This window comes from Chitinophaga sp. 9-1-y (assembly GCF_059511905.2).
The window spans coordinates 7,005,332-7,023,808 of the sequence record NZ_CM197955.1 but is presented as its reverse complement, the minus strand read 5'-3'; the positions used below and the strand labels follow the sequence as shown (position 1 = coordinate 7,023,808).

The following is an 18,477-nucleotide window of genomic DNA, read 5'->3' as shown; positions in this document are numbered from 1 at the left end:
TGATCATTCGCTCAAATAGCTTTTTGCTTTTTGCTTTCCGCTTTCAGCTCTTTAAGTTATATTAGTATTACCTTTTGGCGCCCATCTGTCTTCCACGCTATGAGGAACCTATTTTTACAGCTTCACTTAACGTAATCGCTATGAAAAGAATTCTTTTGGCTTTGATGATGTTGGCGGGCTGGCAAGCAACTGCACAAGTAAAAGACACCGTAGCCAAACGTATCACATTGCCCAATGGATGGGCATTGACACCAGTGGGACGTTCACTGCCATTGGGTGATTTGCCGTTGAATATGATAGTATCACCTTCCGGTAAATACCTGGCAGTTACCAACAATGGGCAAAGCCGTCAAACTATTCAGCTGATAGCCGTGGCAAAAGAGCAACTGCTGGATGAAATAACGATTCCTAAATCCTGGCTGGGACTGGCTTTTAGTAAAGATGAACAGCAACTCTATGCTTCAGGTGGTAATGATAATGTGATCTGGCAATACAGTATCAGCAATAACAAATTGCAGGTAACAGATAGTATACGGTTAGGACCTGGCTGGCCAAAGGGGAAAATCTGTCCTACCGGCATGGTAGCCGATCCTTCACGTAATCGGCTATACGTAGTTACCAAGGAAGATAATAGCTTATATGTGATTGACCTGCAACAAAATAAAGTCATCTCGCATATTCCTTTAGCCGCAGAAGCCTATACGGTACTACTGTCTAAAGAAAAAGACCGCTTGTATATTTCTCTCTGGGGAGGAGATGCCGTAGCCGTGTATGATATTACTGCCGGGAAAATAAGTAGTACTATTCCCGTGGGGAGTCACCCCAATGAAATGATTTTATCTGCTAACGGTAAGTACCTGTACGTAGCCAATGCCAATGATAACTCAGTAGCGATTATCAATACTGCAAATCAGAAAGTGATAGAGCTATTGCAAACGGCGTTATACCCGGATGCGCTGACAGGCTCAACTACCAATGGATTGGCATTGTCTGCCAACAATAAACAGCTGTATATCGCTAACGCGGACAATAACTGCCTGGCGGTTTTTGATGTGAGCATACCGGGCAAAAGCAGGTCTAAAGGATTTATACCAGTAGGCTGGTATCCTACCTGTGTAAGGGTGGTAGGCAAAAAGATATTGGTGGCCAATGGTAAAGGATTCACTTCGCTGGCAAACCCTGATGGTCCCAATCCCATCAGTAAAAAGGAAGAGAGTGGATCGCACCAGGCGAATACACGGAAAGACAGACCCGTACAATATATCGGCGGGTTGTTCAAAGGCACCTTGTCTGTTTTTAATGAACCAGGGGAAGCATTGCTGAATCGTTGGTCAGCATTGGTATATGAAAATACGCCCTATACCAAAGCAAAAGAGAACACGGCTGCCGGGGAAGCCGGCAATCCTATTCCACGTAATGCCGGGCAAGCATCTCCCATCAAATATGTTTTTTACATCATCAAGGAAAATCGCACCTACGACCAGGTATTAGGAGATATGTCAGGTGGTAATGGTGATAGCAGCTTATGTATTTTCCCCGAACGCATTACGCCTAATCAGCATCGTATATCCCGTGATTTTGTGTTATTGGATAATTTTTATGTAGATGCAGAAGTTAGCGCGGATGGCCACAACTGGAGTACGGCGGCCTATGCCACCGATTATGTGGAAAAGACCTGGCCCACCAGTTATGGTGGCCGTGGAGGTACCTATGATTACGAAGGAAGTCGCAAAATAGCGTACCCCAGGAAAGGGTTTATCTGGGATTATTGTCAACGTGCCGGTGTGAGCTATCGTACCTATGGCGAATTTGCCGGTAAGGGCAAGGCCACGCTTTCTTCTCTCGAAAATAATTTCTGCACAGCCTACCCCTCTTTCGATCTCAGTATCCAGGATGTGTTCCGGCAGGAACTCTGGCAGCATGATTTTGATTCCTTACTGGCTATTGATGCAGTGCCTCATTTCAACAGCATTCGTTTGGGAAATGACCATACCAGCGGTATGAGAAAGGGAGCCTATTCTCCTTATGCTGCCGTGGCAGATAACGATCTGGCGGTTGGGCGTGTGGTGGATTACATCTCCCATAGCAAGATATGGAAGGAAAGCGCCATCTTCATCCTGGAAGATGATGCCCAGAACGGTCCGGATCACGTGGATGCACACCGTTCTACAGCTTATGTAATTAGTCCTTATATCAAAAGGAACAGTGTTAGCCATAACATGTATTCTACCTCGGGTATGTTGCGTACCATGGAGTTAATATTAGGCTTGCCGCCTATGAGTCAATATGATGCAGCAGCTGCGCCGATGTGGGAACTGTTCAACGTTACGCCGGATCTGACGCCCTACACCGTGTTACCTGCGCAAGTTGACATCAACGAAAAAAATGTGGCCTGGAATGAAAGTGCACGTCGTTCCGCCAGCTTCGACCTGGCGCATGAAGACCGGGTACCTGACCTGGAATTGAATGAAGTAGTGTGGAAGGCCATCCATGGAGAGCATGCTGTGATGCCAGCCCCCCGTCGAAGTGCTTTCGTGAAGCTGCAGGCAGTAGATGAAGACGACGATTGATAAAGAGCATAAAGCATAAAGCGCAAAGCAAAAAGCTATTTAAGCGAATAATGAAAGCGGATAAGTATTTAAATACTCGATCCCATCATTCGCTTAAATAGCTTTTTGCTTTATGCTTTCCGCTCTTTTTGATAAATCGATTAAGCAAATACCGGAAACTTTTCTATTTTAGGGGTTCCTAAATTCAAAAACGTTATGGTTGCAAGGAGAGATTTTCTAAGAAGCGGTGCCCTGGTAGCAGGCGCTGTTGGGCTGGGACTGCCCAAAACAGTATTTGGCTGGACTGGATATACCTCCCAGCGCCCGCCGCTGGCAAAACGGAAGTTTACCAGCGAAGCGGTGGAGAAGACCATTGTGAAAGTGAAAGCGCAGATTGCAGATACCAAATTGGGTTGGCTGTTCGAAAACTGCTTCCCAAATACACTTGATACCACCGTAAGTTTCAAAACGGAGAACGGCAAACCGGATACTTTTGTCATCACCGGCGATATCAACGCCATGTGGTTGCGCGACTCTTCTGCCCAGGTATGGCCTTATCTGCCGCTGGTAAAAGAGGATGCCAAACTGAAAGACATGGTAGTAGGGGTGATTAACCGCCAAACGAAATGTATCCTCATAGATCCATATGCAAATGCCTTCAACGAAGGCCCAACTGGTAGCGAATGGGATAAGGACCTGACGCAAATGAAACCGGAACTGCACGAGCGCAAATGGGAAATAGACTCCCTGTGCTACCCGGTACGCCTGTCTTATAACTACTGGAAAATCAGTGGCGATAACACGCCTTTTGATGCAAAGTACAAACAGGCCGCACAGTTAATCGTAAAAACATTTAAAGAACAGCAACGTAAAGACGGCCCTGGTCCTTATAAATTCCAGCGTGTTTCTGCTGTACAATCGGATACGGTAGCCAATGGCGGCTGGGGTAACCCAATATCACCGGTAGGATTGATTGTGTCTGTTTTCCGTCCTTCTGATGACGCCACTGTATTTCCTTTCCTGATTCCTTCCAATATGTTTGCCGTAGTATCCCTGCGTCAATTGGCAGAAATCAGCGAAACCATTTATAAAGATGCTGCTTTCGCCAAAGAGTGCACTGCACTGGCAGATGAAGTAGACCGCGCTATCAAAGCATATGCAATTGTAGAGCATCCGAAGCTGGGCATGATGTATGGCTTTGAGGTAGATGGCTTCGGCAACCGTTTATTCCTGGACGATACCAACGTTCCGAGCCTGTTGTCGATCCCTTACCTGGGTTATACCGGTATCGATGATCCGTTGTACCAGGCATCACGCCACTTTGTATGGAGCAACTTCCAGCCGTGGTTCTACAGGGGCAAGTATGGTGATGGCGTAGGTAGTCCGCATACCGGTACTGACTACATCTGGCCAATGAGTATTATTATGAGAGCATTAACCAGTCATGATAAGGAGGAAATAGCCGGCTGTATCAAAACGCTGCGTAATACCGATGGTGGCACCGGCTTTATTCATGAATCGTATCAGAAAGACGATCCAACTAAATACACCCGTGCATGGTTCGCCTGGGTGAACACGTTGTTTGGTGAATTGATCCTGAAAGTAAGTGAGGAATATCCTGATCTGCTGAAAAGACAATACGCATAATTTATCCGGATAACTTCAATCAGGGATTTTGTGAGGTATGTTCAATAAATTGTGAACATAAATCACGAAATCCCTGATTTTTTTTCAATAAACCTAAGTAGTAATGGTAGCAGCAAGTATTTACCAGCAAAGGATAGCACAGTTTGATGAAGCGATGAAGAAGGAAAAAAGTTTAACCTCCCTGTTATCCTGGGCGCGGTTAATCAGCTTTTTGGTGGTAGCCACCAGTATTGTGCAGCTGGTTCGCAACGGATGGACGGCCACCTGGCTGGTGCTGGGGATAGCGGGCGTCATCGCCTTTGCGCGGCTGTTGATCCTTTATACAAAAGCACTGCAAAAATTACAATTGTTTGAAACCCTGTTGGAATTGAACCGGAAAGAGTTACAGCTGGTTACTACGTGGCAGTCGGGCTTTGAAGACGGGAACGAATTCGCAGATGATAAACATGATTTCACCAGTGACCTGGACGTATTTGGGCCGGCATCTATATTTCAGCATGTAAACAGAACAGGTACGCTATCTGGTAAACGAATACTGGCAATGGCTTTACGGAATCCGCTGAAAGACATCGCTACTATACAGGATACGCAGGAAGCGCTGAAGGTGTTGGCGCCAGAACTGGAGTTCCGGCAACAGCTTACTGCCAATGCGGTACTGGCCAAAGAAGAAGAAAGTGATCGCAGGGAGATTGTCGCCTGGCTGGAAATGCCTTTTCGCTTTATTAATAATAAGTTCGTGAAAATCGCTATATGGGTAAGCCCGGCGCTGATAGTGGCGGCTTTCGCGTATGGCATTTCAAATGGGCAATATTACTTTGTTTCCATCATGATTGCATTTAACTGGATCCTGTTGGGTATAAGTCAAAAAGAGATCATGGCGCAGTATACATTGATGTCTCATAAGGAACGTATACTGGATAAGTTTTCGATTTTGCTGCATCTCATCAAGGGAGGTAATTTCAAGGAAGCCCGCTTATTGCGGGAGCAGCAGGATATTGCGAAAGAGGCAGATGGGGCATTGAAAGGGTTGGCAAAAGTAAGTGGGGCCTTTGATCAGCGTTTGAACCTGTTGGTGGGTATCGCGCTCAATTCGTTAATGCTGTATGATTTACACTGTATACTCCGCCTGGAGCGCTGGAAACAACAGCACACCGGGCATATCACCAACTGGTTTGATGTGATCACCCGGTTTGAAGTCTGGAATAGTCTGGCTACCTATGCGTATAATCATCCGCAGTTCTCGTGGCCGGAACCGCAAGCAGAGCGTATATTAGAAGCTACTGCACTGGGGCATCCATTGATTCCTGCCAGCGAATGCGTGAAGAACGACGGCAGTGCCGGTCGGAAAGACAGCTTCCTGATCATCACCGGATCCAATATGTCTGGTAAAAGCACCTTCCTGCGCAGCGTAGGCGCTAACCTGCTGATGGCCATGTGTGGGGCGCCGGTATGTGCCGACCGCCTGCTGTTTAGTCCTATGCATATCATGACTTCCATGCGTATCAAGGATTCTATCGCCAGCCATACGTCGTATTTCCAGGCGGAACTATTGCGCCTGCAGCATATCATCCGCCAGTTGAAAACCGGAGAGCGGGTATTTATTTTGTTAGATGAAATACTCAAAGGCACCAACTCGGAAGATAAATTATCCGGCTCCCGTAGCCTGATTGAGCATTTCCTGCAATATAACTGCCTGGGCATGATTGCCACGCATGATCTGGAACTGGGACAGCTGGAAGCTGCTCATCCCGGCCAGATCCGCAACTACTGCTTCGAAAGCACCATACAGGAAAACCACCTTTACTTCGATTACCGCATCCGGGAGGGCGTGGCGCGTAATAAAAATGCCACTTTCCTGATGAAGCAAATGGAAATCATCTAGTTTCCTTTACGCTTTTAGGGGATAAAACAAATTTTACGTCATAACTAAATATTTTAGTAGTTTTACTAAAATATTTAGTTATGACGTTGCCGTTCCAGGAAGGAGAACCAGCACCTCAGTACTACAAAGGCCGCGGGGCGCAGATCAATCCGAAGAATAAATATCTGACGGATGAATATGCACAGGAACATGCTGAGGGTATTGACGAATGGTGGCAGGCGGATGTTCCCACCCAGATATTTGAAGAACACGCCAAAACGCTGGTCAATAAAGTGGACAGCCCGGATGTAGGGATGTGGTTCTCCATGAACCCTTACCAGGGCTGCGAGCATGGCTGTATTTATTGCTATGCCCGCAATACCCACCAGTTCTGGGGTTTGAGTGCTGGTCTTGATTTTGAGCGTAAAATCATTGTAAAGCATAATGCCCCCGCGTTGCTCCGTAAGTTCCTGGACAACAAGAACTGGGTACCCAAGCCCATCTCCCTGTCTGGTAATACCGACTGCTATCAGCCCATAGAACGTAAGATGTGGCTGACCCGGCAACTGCTGGAAGTGGCGGTGGAGTATAAGCAGCCGGTGGGTATCATCACTAAAAATTCACTGGTACTGCGGGATCGCTACCTGTTGCAACAGCTGGCCCAGGAAAACCTGGTATGCGTATACGTTTCTATTACCACGTTGCAGGAAGACCTGCGGCAGAAAATGGAGCCTCGTACGGCTACCGCCGCCCAGCGGTTGAAAGTGGTGAAAGAGCTGAGTGATCTTGGGATACCCGTTGGCGTTATGACGGCCCCTATTATCCCCGGACTCAATGACCACGAAATTCCCCGCTTACTGGAAGCGGCAGCGGCCAGTGGGGCTAAGTATGCCGGTTATACGGTGGTACGTCTTAACGATGCGGTGAAGATCATTTTCAACGACTGGCTCTATAAAAACTTCCCGGACCGGGCAGATAAAGTATGGCACATGGTAGAAGGGCTGCACGGCGGACAGGTCAATGACAGCGAGTTTGGGCGGAGAATGAGGGGAGATGGAAATATCGCAGACCTCATCCGCCAACAATTTAAATTACATACCAAAAAGAACGGCATGAACCAGGAACGCTTCGAATTCAATACAGACGCGTTTCGCAGGCCAAATGCACAATTAACTTTGTTCTGATTTTAGTTGCACTTTAAACTAATTGTTAAGTCTGGGAAAAAAGTAAGGTGTTTTTTTGTGTAATAAAAAAAATAAAAATTATCTTTGTTCCAAGAACAAAAAAGAACTGTGCAACTTATATCAACATACGAGATTTCAGCGATGGCCTGCAAACAAAAGCAGGTCAAGGCCAGATTGCGGGCATGTTGCACCGATTGTTAACGATAGAAAAAGTTATCAAACGATATAAACAAAAGTCCCGCACTAGAACAAGTGTGGGACTTTTTGCTTTTGAAGCAGTACTGAAATGACGACATTGACAGAATTTCAAAAGATAACTGTAATGCAAAAAAATGCACCTCTTGGTGCAAATGGGATGGCTTTGCCTTTAATAAAGCCATACGGACATGGTATGCGGTAGTGTGAGCTTAACCTCTACATTATTTAGTCCCGGTCCGTAAATACGGCCGGGTTTTTTTGTGGCGAAAATCTGGCATAAAGATGGCAAACAATGTATTTTTTAAATGAAGTTATGCGCTAACCCATTTTACTAGTAAACAGCAAAGTGCATAATCCCAAAAAACGTTAGATGATGAGAAACGTTATTCAAGTTGTAAGAGAGGCCTTACTCACCAATTTCAGGGAGTTGGATCAATGGTTTGAAAAAGACCAGGCATTACTGCACTTCAAACCAGACCGCGATCAATGGAACATCAGAGAAGTATTGGAGCATATTACGCTGACCAATTATTTCCTGCTCCTGATCATTAACAAAAGTACCCGTCGTGCGCTGGAACGTAAAAAGACCGGCCATACCGTTATCATTCCGGCGGATTACCAGGACAAATTTGACCAGATAGACGTTATCGGTAGTAAATCCTTTGGTTGGGTAAGACCCGAACATATGGAACCTACCGGGTTTAAAAATATACAAGAGGTAAAAGCCCTCCTGAAACAGCAATATGCACAATGCATGTACAACCTGTCTCTCCTGAAAAATGGAGAAGGAGTACTCGTATTCACTAATATGTCTGTTAACCAGCTGGGAAAACTCGATATATACCAATACATCTACTTCCTCACCAAACACATCGAACGGCATATTCGTCAGATGCAACGACTGGAAAGGGAATACGAAGAGAATGCGGTATTGATTTAATTTTTAAGGTCGACCATCATCATCTGTATTTGTTAGTCCCGATTGGTATTTAAGCCGGAAGTGTGCATACTTCCGGCTTTTTGCTACAGTTTATTACAAGAATAGTTTGATGTAAATAGCGATGCCTTGAAATCCGCTACAGTAAAGGAAAGTAGACGAGTCTAATCACAGCCTGAAAATAAAGCATAGAAAAAATATTTGAAAATATTTTGTTAAAAATTTGCAATATCAAAATATATGCTGTTATCTTTGCATCGTTAAAATTGATAATAAAACAAAAATTAAACTGATAAAAATGAAACGCTTAAATCTATATATGGACAACGCAATTCCTTGCAGAGAGCAAGGCAGTGGCGGGTTCCGGGCGTTTTATGTTTACAGGTAATTTAATAAATATTTGTAAAAATAACAGAAGCCCGGGTCCTTGGATCCGGGCTTTTTTGTTATCGTTTTATCGTAATAATGAATTTGCCAATAACCACAGAACGGGTTCAGATCCGCCACAGTAAATGGTTTAAGGATAGCATGGATGCAATCTATGCTACATGGCCGAGGTATGTCTTAACGTAATATATACGTTAACGTTAGTAACCCGGTCCGTGAAAACAGGCCGGGTTTTTTTATTGGCAATAAAGAGATTATTTGAGGAGGTACATATAAAAACAGGCAGGCGGAGTAATCCTGCTCCGCTTTCTTCTCCTTTTAAGATATTTTTTTTCGTCTCTGTTTGCAATTAACCCCCAAACAAATCAGGTTGTCAAAAGGATAACTTGTAATTTACCCCCATGATAAACAGGATTTACCCAGGGCCGGAGTGCCCTGGTAAATCTTTATCAGCCGGGAGTATTCATCATAAAGAGAAAACGAAACATGAAATATACTGTTAATAATAATATCGATATCACTGATGGTGAGCAGTTTGATCCGAGAGGTGTGTACACCATGTATTTTAATGCGATACCGGATATCAACAATATTTACGAAGTAGATACCGAGAAAGCGGCCGCTGCTTTTATCAAAAAGTATGAAAGCATGATTACGCATACGCACCGTTATACTGATTATGACAACAAAAAGAAAAAGTACAAGCATAATCAAACACTGATGGTGTTGAATAACAATTGCGTAGTAGTGTTTTGGCTCTCCTGGTGCGAAATATTGCACAATGGAAGCGTGCCGGCATTTGTAACGGAAATAACCGACATGGTTACACGTTTCAAAGAGAAGCAACGGAGGGAGCCACATGAAATAAACCTGATCACCAGTGGCCGCAAAGGACTGGAGCTGAAAAGCCTGGAAATAAAGCGTACCCGCCTGGATATAGGAATGTTTTATGAAGATGATTTTAAGGAGATAGATAAGGTAATACAGCAGCGGCTAAAGAAGGATAAAGACAAAGGAATCGTGTTACTCCATGGTTTACCGGGAACGGGGAAAACCACTTATCTGCGGTACCTGATTGGCAGAATCAAGAAGCGGGTGTTATTTGTTTCGCCGGATCTGGCAACGAATATTATGAACCCCGAATTCATGGAATTGCTGATAGATAATCCTAATTGTGTAGTAGTGATAGAAGATGCAGAGAACGTGATTATGGATCGTAAATTCTCCGGTAATTCATCCGTATCTAATTTGCTCAACCTGTCGGATGGATTGCTGGCCGACTGTCTGAATATACAATTAGTATGTTCTTTCAACAGCGATTTATCTGCGATAGACAGTGCCTTGCTGCGCAAAGGCCGCTTAATTGCCAAATATGAATTTAAGCGGTTGCCCGTGGAAAAAGCGCAACTGTTATCGAAACACATGGGATTTGACAGCGTTATCAATAAACCCATGACGGTTGCTGAAATTGCGAACCAACACGAGCCTTCATTTGAAAGAAAACAGCACGTGATTGGATTTAGAAGAGAAGTATTAGAAGAAACAGCATAAACTAAAATATGACTGACCAAAGAACCTATTTATCCATCTATATCAGCATGTTGAAAGTGTTCTGACGAACACTTAAACATGTATTATGAAGAAAGAATTTTCAGCAGTATCTGACATACTGTTAATGTCCCGCGTAAGAACCGCACGGCAAAGGAAGCGTGCTGCCAAAAAGCAACAGGACAAAGCATTGCTGCGCCTGTCCCGGGAAGAAGATGCTTTATGTAATGCTTATTGGAATCGGGGTTATGTAGCATTGGTTCCTCCTGTAATGATCGGTTATGTCCGCTTCTTTGTATTAAGAGACGACGTAGCCAGAAGTAAGGATGCCGTATTTTACCAGGAGATCCTTGATAAAATTAATACAACCACCTGGTGTGCAGAGAAAAACTTCAGAATAAGTAAGCGCTACAAGAGAAGATGGCGGTATGTTGATCAGCTGCAGCAATTGGAGCAGCCTACAGAGGTAGCGTTCAGGAAAATGAATTTTAGTTCACGTGCCATCCGCTGTTTTGAGGAACGGATAAAAATTGATAAGCACAGTGGTAAGCCGGTAAAGAAGTATGTTTTCACAGAGCCCTGGCGTTTTGTATTAAAAGTAGGACCTAATATGGTTACGCAGCGGAGGGCAGAAGCACCGGAGCTGGAGATCAGGCTGAAGGAAATAGACAACTTCCTGAAAGGGTATGACCTCAGAACCCGATTGGACAAACTATTGTACGGAAGTTATAACGGCTATCGCAGAGAATGGAAGCAAGACTGGAAGAACAGTTTTTTTGTAGACAGATATGTGTTGCCATACAGCTTCATGAAACAGGATTTAGAAGAAGGCATTGGTGGAAAAATATTTGTTAACCTAAAAAAGTAATCATCATGAAAAAAAATCAAACGTCCATATACAATAGCTTGAGTAATCGCTTCCACCAACAGGTGGAAGTTATTAAGTGGGAAATGAATCATTGGTTATGGGCAATCCGGTACAAACGGAAATTGAAAATTATATTGCGGCATCACGAATAAGAACTACCCGAAGAAGAATACGTGATGCGCGTACACAGTTTGAAAAGCAACTGTTAAGTTTACATAGAGAAGAAAGAAAATTGTGGGATGCCTGGGGTAAACGTGGATTTGTTCCACTGGATCCTCCGGTAATGAAAGGTTACAAACGTTTCTTTGTATTGAGGGATGATGTGGCAAGAAGCAGAGATGCCGCTTTTTATGAAGGATTGTTAGAGAAAATCAATACCTGTGAATACAGTCACCGGAAAGATTTTAAAGTGAAGAAGCGATCCCATGGCAGAAAGAAGTTAGTAGTGAGAGAGCAGCATTTGGCACAACCGGATGTATCCCAGTTTGCTAAATTGAAGTTAACAGATAAAGAGGCCGCTTGTTTTGAGGAACGTTATTTCTTTTACAAGAATAACCTGGCGCCACAGAAGCGAATGGTGATGAAGGAATCCTGGCGTTTTGTGTTACGTGTAAGACCTAATATGATTACGCAAACCAGGCGAATGATGCCTGAGTTGCTTTCTCAGATAGATCGGTTGTGTAATTATATTCAGGCGCATTTCCTGGAGCAGAAGATCCGGAAATTAACGGTGGGTAAAGTGCATCGGTGGTATCGTTGGCGGACTATTGAAAAAGGAAAGTATATTAAAAAAAGAACCCTGCAGCAAATGCTGCAGGAGGAATGGTACAATAAAATTTAATCCATATGTCAAATTTCAAAGTGGGGGGTAAAACCTTACTGGAAATAGGTTACCCAAAGAGTCCTGTATTTCGTTTAGCCATGAAAGTAATGGATGAACATTTCAATCACCTGACCCGTGATGAAGCCATTGATCTCCTGAAGAAAGTATTGGCAGATCCTGCAACGTATGTAAATGATGCGTTGTTGGCGCCGGTAGCAGAACAGTTGTTGACGCCAGTAGCGCCAGCTATCATTCCGTTGCGTGAAACGCCGGTACCGTATGCTGTTTTTGGTGGAGATAACATTGCAGATGGTGCTATACAACAATTGAATAATGCAGTTCGTTTACCCGTTGCCGTAGCTGGCTCATTGATGCCGGATGCGCACCAGGGATATGGGTTGCCTATTGGTGGGGTGTTGGCAGCAGATAATGCGGTTATTCCTTACGGTGTAGGTGTGGATATTGGATGTCGTATGTGTTTGAGCATATTGGATTTGCCGGAGCAATCGCTGTTAACAAATGACGATACTTACAAGAAGCAGCTGGTAAACTGGACGAAGTTCGGTGCTGGCGTGGAATGGAAGCAGAGAGAGGCGGATCCGGTATTGGAAAGAAGTGAATTTAAAGAAATCCGTTTTGTAAAAAACCTGTTGGACAAAGCTGCGGGTCAGTTGGGTACTTCCGGTTCCGGTAACCACTTTGTAGAGTGGGGGATCGCTACGATTTCGGATATAAATAATGAATGGGGGTTAGTGCCTGGTAACTATGTGGCTTTGCTATCGCATTCGGGGTCAAGAGGACTTGGAGCGCAGATAGCGGGCCATTATACCCAGGTGGCGAAAGACGTATGTCCGTTACCGCAGCATGCAGGCCATTTAGCCTACCTGGATTTGAATACGGAAGCAGGACAGGAATACTGGCTGGCGATGAACCTGGCCGGAGACTATGCCTCTGCTTGTCACCATTTGATTCATAAACGGTTAATAGCTGCTATGGGCGCTACTTTGCTGGCAAGAGTGGAAAACCACCATAATTTTGCGTGGAAGGAAATGTATGAGGGTAAAGAAGTGATTGTACATCGGAAAGGAGCTACCCCGGCGGGGAAAGGTGTGCTGGGAGTTATTCCCGGATCTATGACGGCGCCCGGATTTATTGTGCGTGGAAAAGGGGAGGTGACCAGTTTACAATCTGCTTCGCATGGAGCAGGTCGGATGATGTCCCGTACACAGGCGCAAAAAACGATTACTGATCAAGAGTTGAAAGACGTACTGAAAGAACACGGTGTTACCTTGATAGGTGGAGGGTTGGATGAAGCACCGGGGGCTTATAAAGATATTAATACGGTAATGGCAGCCCAAACGGCGCTGGTGGATGTGATAGGTACTTTTGTGCCGAAGGTGGTGAGAATGGCGGATGGGGGGCCTGCGGAAGACTAGCAAAGAATAGATGCAATGACGCGTGGGCGGGGGATGACGAAAGTTGTTTCCCGCTTTTCGTTTGTCCTTTTATTTTAGTCTACTAAAATAGTAGGATAATTGCTTTTTATTACTTATCATTGTACCAGTTTACCACCACCAGAACTGATTTATGAAACCTATACGCGGGCTGGCACCGTGTATACGCCTATGTATAACAATCAAGGATTTCCGGATTTAAAATTTAATCAAGTGCATTTAAACTACCTGGCATTGGCTGTTCCATTTTTCCTGACATTCATTGGGTTAGAATACCTGGTATCACGTAGGAAAGGGAAAAACTATTTTAAGTTTAATGATTCGATTACTAACCTGAGTGTGGGTATTGCAGAACGTTTACTGGATACGTTTACGGTGGGACTGTTTTATTTCCTGTATGATTATCTGTATCGTCACTATGCGATATTTGATATTAAAGCCAGTGTGTTGTTGTGGGTGGCGTTATTGATTTGTACAGATTTTATCTGGTATTGGTATCACCGGTTAGCGCATGAAGTAACGGTGTTTTGGTGTGCGCATGTGGTGCATCATCAGAGCGAGGAATTTAATTATACTGTATCTGCCCGTATTACGGTGTTTCAGGCTTTTATACGTACGGGTTTCTGGGCCATATTGCCAGTGATAGGATTTCCGCCGGCGATGATCACCAGTATGTTGCTGGTGCATGGGTTGTATCCGTTTTTTATTCATACCCGTACTATTGGAAAGTTAGGTATCCTGGAATATATCCTGGTAACGCCTTCCCATCACCGGGTACATCATGCCAGTAATCCACAGTATTTGGATAAGAATTACGGAGATGTATTTATTATCTGGGATAAGTTATTCGGCACATTTGTGAAAGAGGAAGAGGAGCCGGTGTATGGCTTAACCAAGCCGCTGGAGAGCAATAGTTTTTTATGGCAACACTTCCATTTTATATTGGAGATGCTGTATTCTGCGCGGCAGGCGAAAGGGTGGAGGAATAAGTTGCGGATTATTTTCGGCCGGCCGGATAATGTGGATCCGGGTGCGCGACAAGTGTTGGAAGATAAGTTTCTGCTGCGCAACCAACATGTAACGGAAACGCCTAAGTTATTTAATTATGTATTGTGGCAAATTGTTGCTGCGCTCGTTTTGTTGTTTTCTTTCCTGTTACTGGAACATTACGTACCGGTATTTATCCAGGTATGTGTAGCCTTGTTGATATTGCTGACGTTGATCAATTGTGGCGCTATTATGGAGCAGAAGAAATGGGTTTTCTACCTGGAGTATGCCAGGTACCTGGTGTTATGTCTGGCGGGTTACTATTTGTGGCCACATCCGGCGTTCCTTTGCGCTGCAGCTATTATTATGATAACGGCCTTTTATTTTCAATCTCATCTTAAAGAACATTATTTGCGGCTGGTATATGGTTACTACCGTTCATAGCTGCGATTGTCCGGCCTGAAAACTTAGTTTCGGGCTGGATGAGATTTTCCTGTTATTTTTTCGTTACTGTCTGGGGACCTGGGATTTAAGTATTTTCCTGGCAAAATGTATCCTGCTTTTGATGGTTCCCAGTGGTTCCTGTAGAATGTTTGCAATCTCGAAGTATTTATAACCTTCGTAATAGAGCATAAATGGCTTTTTGAAGATATTGGGCAGATGATACACGGCTACGTGGATGTCTTTCATCTGTAAGTTAGAGGCCGCTTTGTTGGTAACGGTGTTTTGCTGGTAGTTAATAAAGAAATCACTGGCGCTGGGTTCGGCTACCATGCGATGTTTCAATTTTTTCCGGTAGTGATTAATAAAGATGTTCCGCATGATGGTGAATAGCCAGGCGCGGATGTTGGTGCCTTCCAGGTATTTTTCCTGGTTGGATAGGGCTCTGAAAAGGGTTTCCTGATAAAGGTCTTTTGCCTGTTCAGCATCTTTGGTGAGGGTAAAAGCAAAGGGTTTCAGGAAATCGGCGTTTCCAATAAGCAAGGTGTTAAATTCAACAGACGACATAATGTTTAATTTTTGCCTTAACTAATTTAAACAAAAAAAGGGGTGAAAGGTGTATTCAAATAGGTGCCGAGGGGCGGTTAAAACATGACTTTCTTAGTTATTTTAATTGATTCTCAAGCGATTGATCCAAGGCCAATATTTAGATCGATGAAAACGGTGGTAGTTTAAGGAACGATCGTAATTTTTCAGAACAGGTAATTCGCAGACGACTCTCTAATAGATAAACGTATAAGAGCAGGAAAAGGATTTTAATAATAAGGATTTATTGTATTAAGAAAAAACACATATTATAATTATCTTAAAATTAGGGCTGGTTCAATAATTGGATGCATATTTGCAGAACGGGAACCATATCTTTCGAAAGCATGCTTAAACGATCAGCCGACAGTTCATAGTGATTTCCCCCCAAAAGTGTTAGAATTCACACGAATCTAACATTTATATGTTATTTTTTATAGATTTGCACCTTATTTGGCGGCAGCCGGGTAAGATTGATTCCAAAAAAGATTCGAGAAAGTTTAGATCCTATTATACATGTTAAGAAAATTACTGTTGGTCCAACTGTTCCTGTTTATAGGTTTGTGTGTAATGGCACAGGTTCCGTCTCCGGCGCAGGTTAATATAGATAACTTATCAGATAGTCAGATTCGTAGAATTGTTGCTGAAATGAAGCAGAATAATATGAGCATGTCTGATATAGACTCCTATGCAGAACAAAAAGGGGTTCCGCCTGCTGAGGCAGAAAAACTTAAGACCAGGATACAAATGTTGGGGTTGGATAAAGGGTTAGATAAAAAGAAAAGCTCAGAAACGTTTCAACAGGACAACCAATATTCCGGGAGATCTTTCAATGACTCAGATACCAGTAATGTTGACCTTTTCAGACAGAGAACGAACCCCAATGATGTAAAAAGGAAAAAGATATTTGGAGCAGACCTTTTCAGTAATAAGAACCTCACTTTCGAGCCCAACTTAAGAATACCTACTCCCCTCAATTATAAGCTGGCTGCAAATGACCAGTTGATGATTGATATTTATGGTTATTCTGAAGTACAATATACGCTAACAGTAACAGCAGAAGGATATATCCGTATTCCTAACCTGGGGCCGGTTTATGTGAACGGTTTAACCATGGAAGAGGCGAAAACAAGGATCACCAGACAATTGTCCACCATCTACGCTACAATATCTACCGGTAAAACTTTTGTACAGATTTCCCTCGGAAATATCCGGAGCATCCGCGTGCTGATGATTGGTGAAATTGAGCGTCCGGGAACATATACGCTGCCTTCTCTGGCTTCTGTTGCAAACGCCTTGTACGTTTCAGGAGGACCAAATGATAATGGGTCCTTTCGTAGCATCCAGGTAATTCGCAATGGACAGGTGGTTAACACATTTGATCTGTATGATTTTCTTACCAAAGGTGATTTGACTAATAATATCATTCTACAAGATCAGGATATCATAAAGGTAAACCCATACAAAACCAGGGTGGAGTTGATAGGAGAAGTGAAGCATCCAGCCATATTTGAAGCAAAAGATAATGAAACGTTGCAAACTATGCTCGATTATGCAGGTGGTTATACAGATGGTTCATTTAAAGAAAACATTACAGGATATCGCATAAATAATAAAGAAAGAGAAGTCATCAATGTAAAAGCAGATGAGATTGCTTCTTTCAAATTGAAATCCGGAGATCAGTTTTTCGTGGACTCCATATTGAACCGCTTTAGTAATCGGGTAACGATTGCCGGCGCAGTATTTCATCCCGGAAACTATGGGCTTGAAACCAATATGACCATAGCAGACCTGATAAAGAAGGCGGATGGTGTCAGGGAAGAAGCTTCTATGAATCGTGGAATAATTCGTCGCCTGCAGCGTGATTTTACACCAGCAATTATCAGTTTTAATGTACAGGATATAGTTAGTGGTAAAACAGTGATTCCTGTTGAGAAGGAAGACAGTGTGGTTATTTTTTCAAAATTTGATTTAAGGCAACAGTTCTTTGTATCCATTGGTGGAGAGGTAAACAGGCCAGGTGTGTTTCCATATGCAGACAGTATGAGGCTGGAAGATCTGGTTTTATTGGCGGGTGGGCTCCGTGACGCGGCTTCATTAAAGCATGTAGAAGTGTCGAGAAGGATCAGAAAAGGAGACTATGATAGTAACGACAGCACAAAAGCTATCATCAAACAATTTGATATCAGTGCAGACTTGTCAGGTCTTGTTAGTGAGCAGGTGATGTTACAGCCATTTGATGAAGTAGTGATCCGCAGATCCCCGGCTTATATTGAGCAGGTTAATATGGGAGTTGAGGGAGAGGTTGTATACCCGGGAGCATATACTATTGTAAATAGAGGGGAACATATTTCGGATGTAGTAAGAAGGGCAGGAGGCCTACGTCCTGAAGCTTTCCCGGAAGGAGCCGTATTGCTACGAAGAACATACATTAATGGTGCGGATAGTGCTTTGTTGAACAATAAATTAAACCTTTTTTACGAGAAGCTGGAAGATAGCTCAAGTATCAATAGCGTTAAGAGCATGATGGAACGCAAGTATCAGTTACTGGGTATCAATTTGGCTGATATTATGAAAAAGCCAGGCTCTAAGTACGACATCCTGGTGGAAGAAGGAGATGTCCTCAAAATACCTAAGAAATTGCAAACTGTTCAGGTGTTTGGAGAGATTTATTTCCCAAAGAAAATCCGTTTTGATAAATCTTACTCTTTTAGAGACTATATCAGAGGTGCGGGTGGATTTACCTCCAGTGCAATGAAGAGACGGAGTTATGTTGTATATGCTAATGGAGAAGTAAAAAGTACACGGAAGATATTCCTCTTCAATAAATACCCGAAGCTAAAACCAGGTGCAGAGGTATTTGTGCCAACCAGGAAAGAAAAGAGAGGCCTTAGTCCCCAGGAAACAGTTGGTATGATTAGTGGTTTTGCTACCGTAGCATTGATTATTGTGACATTGTTAGACAAAATAAAGTAGTGTAATATTTAACAGCAGCGATTATTAACGTA

12 protein-coding genes are annotated in these 18,477 nt (G+C 43.5%); 11 read left to right on the top strand and 1 reads right to left on the bottom strand.

The window, feature by feature from the left end; all coding sequences use genetic code 11:
* Positions 1 to 140 precede the first annotated feature (140 nt).
* The 10 genes from AC5ZC7_RS27800 (at position 141) to AC5ZC7_RS27755 (ending at position 14,887) form a co-directional block, all read left to right on the top strand.
* Complete coding sequence (locus tag AC5ZC7_RS27800; RefSeq protein ID WP_496162303.1) at positions 141 to 2,570, top strand: beta-propeller fold lactonase family protein; 2,430 nt, start codon at positions 141 to 143, stop codon at positions 2,568 to 2,570.
* Positions 2,571 to 2,765: 195 nt separating this feature from the next.
* The gene (locus AC5ZC7_RS27795) at positions 2,766 to 4,196 is read left to right on the top strand and encodes a glycoside hydrolase family 125 protein (RefSeq protein WP_496162302.1); all 1,431 of its coding nucleotides are present in this window, start codon (positions 2,766 to 2,768) and stop codon (positions 4,194 to 4,196) included.
* Positions 4,197 to 4,299: 103 nt separating this feature from the next.
* The gene (locus tag AC5ZC7_RS27790) at positions 4,300 to 6,078 is read left to right on the top strand and encodes a MutS-related protein (RefSeq protein ID WP_496162301.1); all 1,779 of its coding nucleotides are present in this window, start codon (positions 4,300 to 4,302) and stop codon (positions 6,076 to 6,078) included.
* 80 nt (positions 6,079 to 6,158) lie between these two features.
* Positions 6,159 to 7,241 (top strand): PA0069 family radical SAM protein, encoded by a 1,083-nt coding sequence (locus AC5ZC7_RS27785; RefSeq protein WP_496162300.1) that lies wholly within the window; start codon positions 6,159 to 6,161, stop codon positions 7,239 to 7,241.
* A 571-nt stretch (positions 7,242 to 7,812) separates the two neighbouring features.
* A complete protein-coding gene (locus tag AC5ZC7_RS27780) occupies positions 7,813 to 8,379 on the top strand; it encodes a DinB family protein (RefSeq protein WP_496162299.1) in 567 nt (188 codons plus the stop codon).
* An 870-nt stretch (positions 8,380 to 9,249) separates the two neighbouring features.
* Positions 9,250 to 10,314: an AAA family ATPase gene (locus tag AC5ZC7_RS27775; RefSeq protein WP_496162298.1), complete on the top strand. Its 1,065-nt coding sequence runs from the start codon at positions 9,250 to 9,252 to the stop codon at positions 10,312 to 10,314.
* An 85-nt stretch (positions 10,315 to 10,399) separates the two neighbouring features.
* Positions 10,400 to 11,179, top strand: coding sequence for a hypothetical protein (locus AC5ZC7_RS27770; protein WP_496162297.1), 780 nt, complete (start codon positions 10,400 to 10,402; stop codon positions 11,177 to 11,179).
* A gap of 97 nt (positions 11,180 to 11,276) precedes the next feature.
* Complete coding sequence (locus AC5ZC7_RS27765; protein WP_496162296.1) at positions 11,277 to 12,020, top strand: hypothetical protein; 744 nt, start codon at positions 11,277 to 11,279, stop codon at positions 12,018 to 12,020.
* Between the two features lie 5 nt (positions 12,021 to 12,025).
* A complete protein-coding gene (locus tag AC5ZC7_RS27760; RefSeq protein ID WP_496162295.1) occupies positions 12,026 to 13,438 on the top strand; it encodes an RtcB family protein in 1,413 nt (470 codons plus the stop codon).
* A gap of 231 nt (positions 13,439 to 13,669) precedes the next feature.
* Positions 13,670 to 14,887, top strand: a complete 1,218-nt coding sequence (locus tag AC5ZC7_RS27755; RefSeq protein ID WP_496162294.1) for a sterol desaturase family protein — start codon at positions 13,670 to 13,672, stop codon at positions 14,885 to 14,887.
* A gap of 63 nt (positions 14,888 to 14,950) precedes the next feature.
* On the opposite strand, the gene AC5ZC7_RS27750 is transcribed toward AC5ZC7_RS27755, so the two are convergent.
* A complete protein-coding gene (locus AC5ZC7_RS27750; protein WP_496162293.1) occupies positions 14,951 to 15,451 on the bottom strand; it encodes a sigma-70 family RNA polymerase sigma factor in 501 nt (166 codons plus the stop codon).
* A gap of 534 nt (positions 15,452 to 15,985) precedes the next feature.
* Here AC5ZC7_RS27750 and AC5ZC7_RS27745 point away from each other — a divergent pair.
* The gene (locus AC5ZC7_RS27745) at positions 15,986 to 18,445 is read left to right on the top strand and encodes an SLBB domain-containing protein (protein ID WP_496162292.1); all 2,460 of its coding nucleotides are present in this window, start codon (positions 15,986 to 15,988) and stop codon (positions 18,443 to 18,445) included.
* Positions 18,446 to 18,477 lie beyond the last annotated feature (32 nt).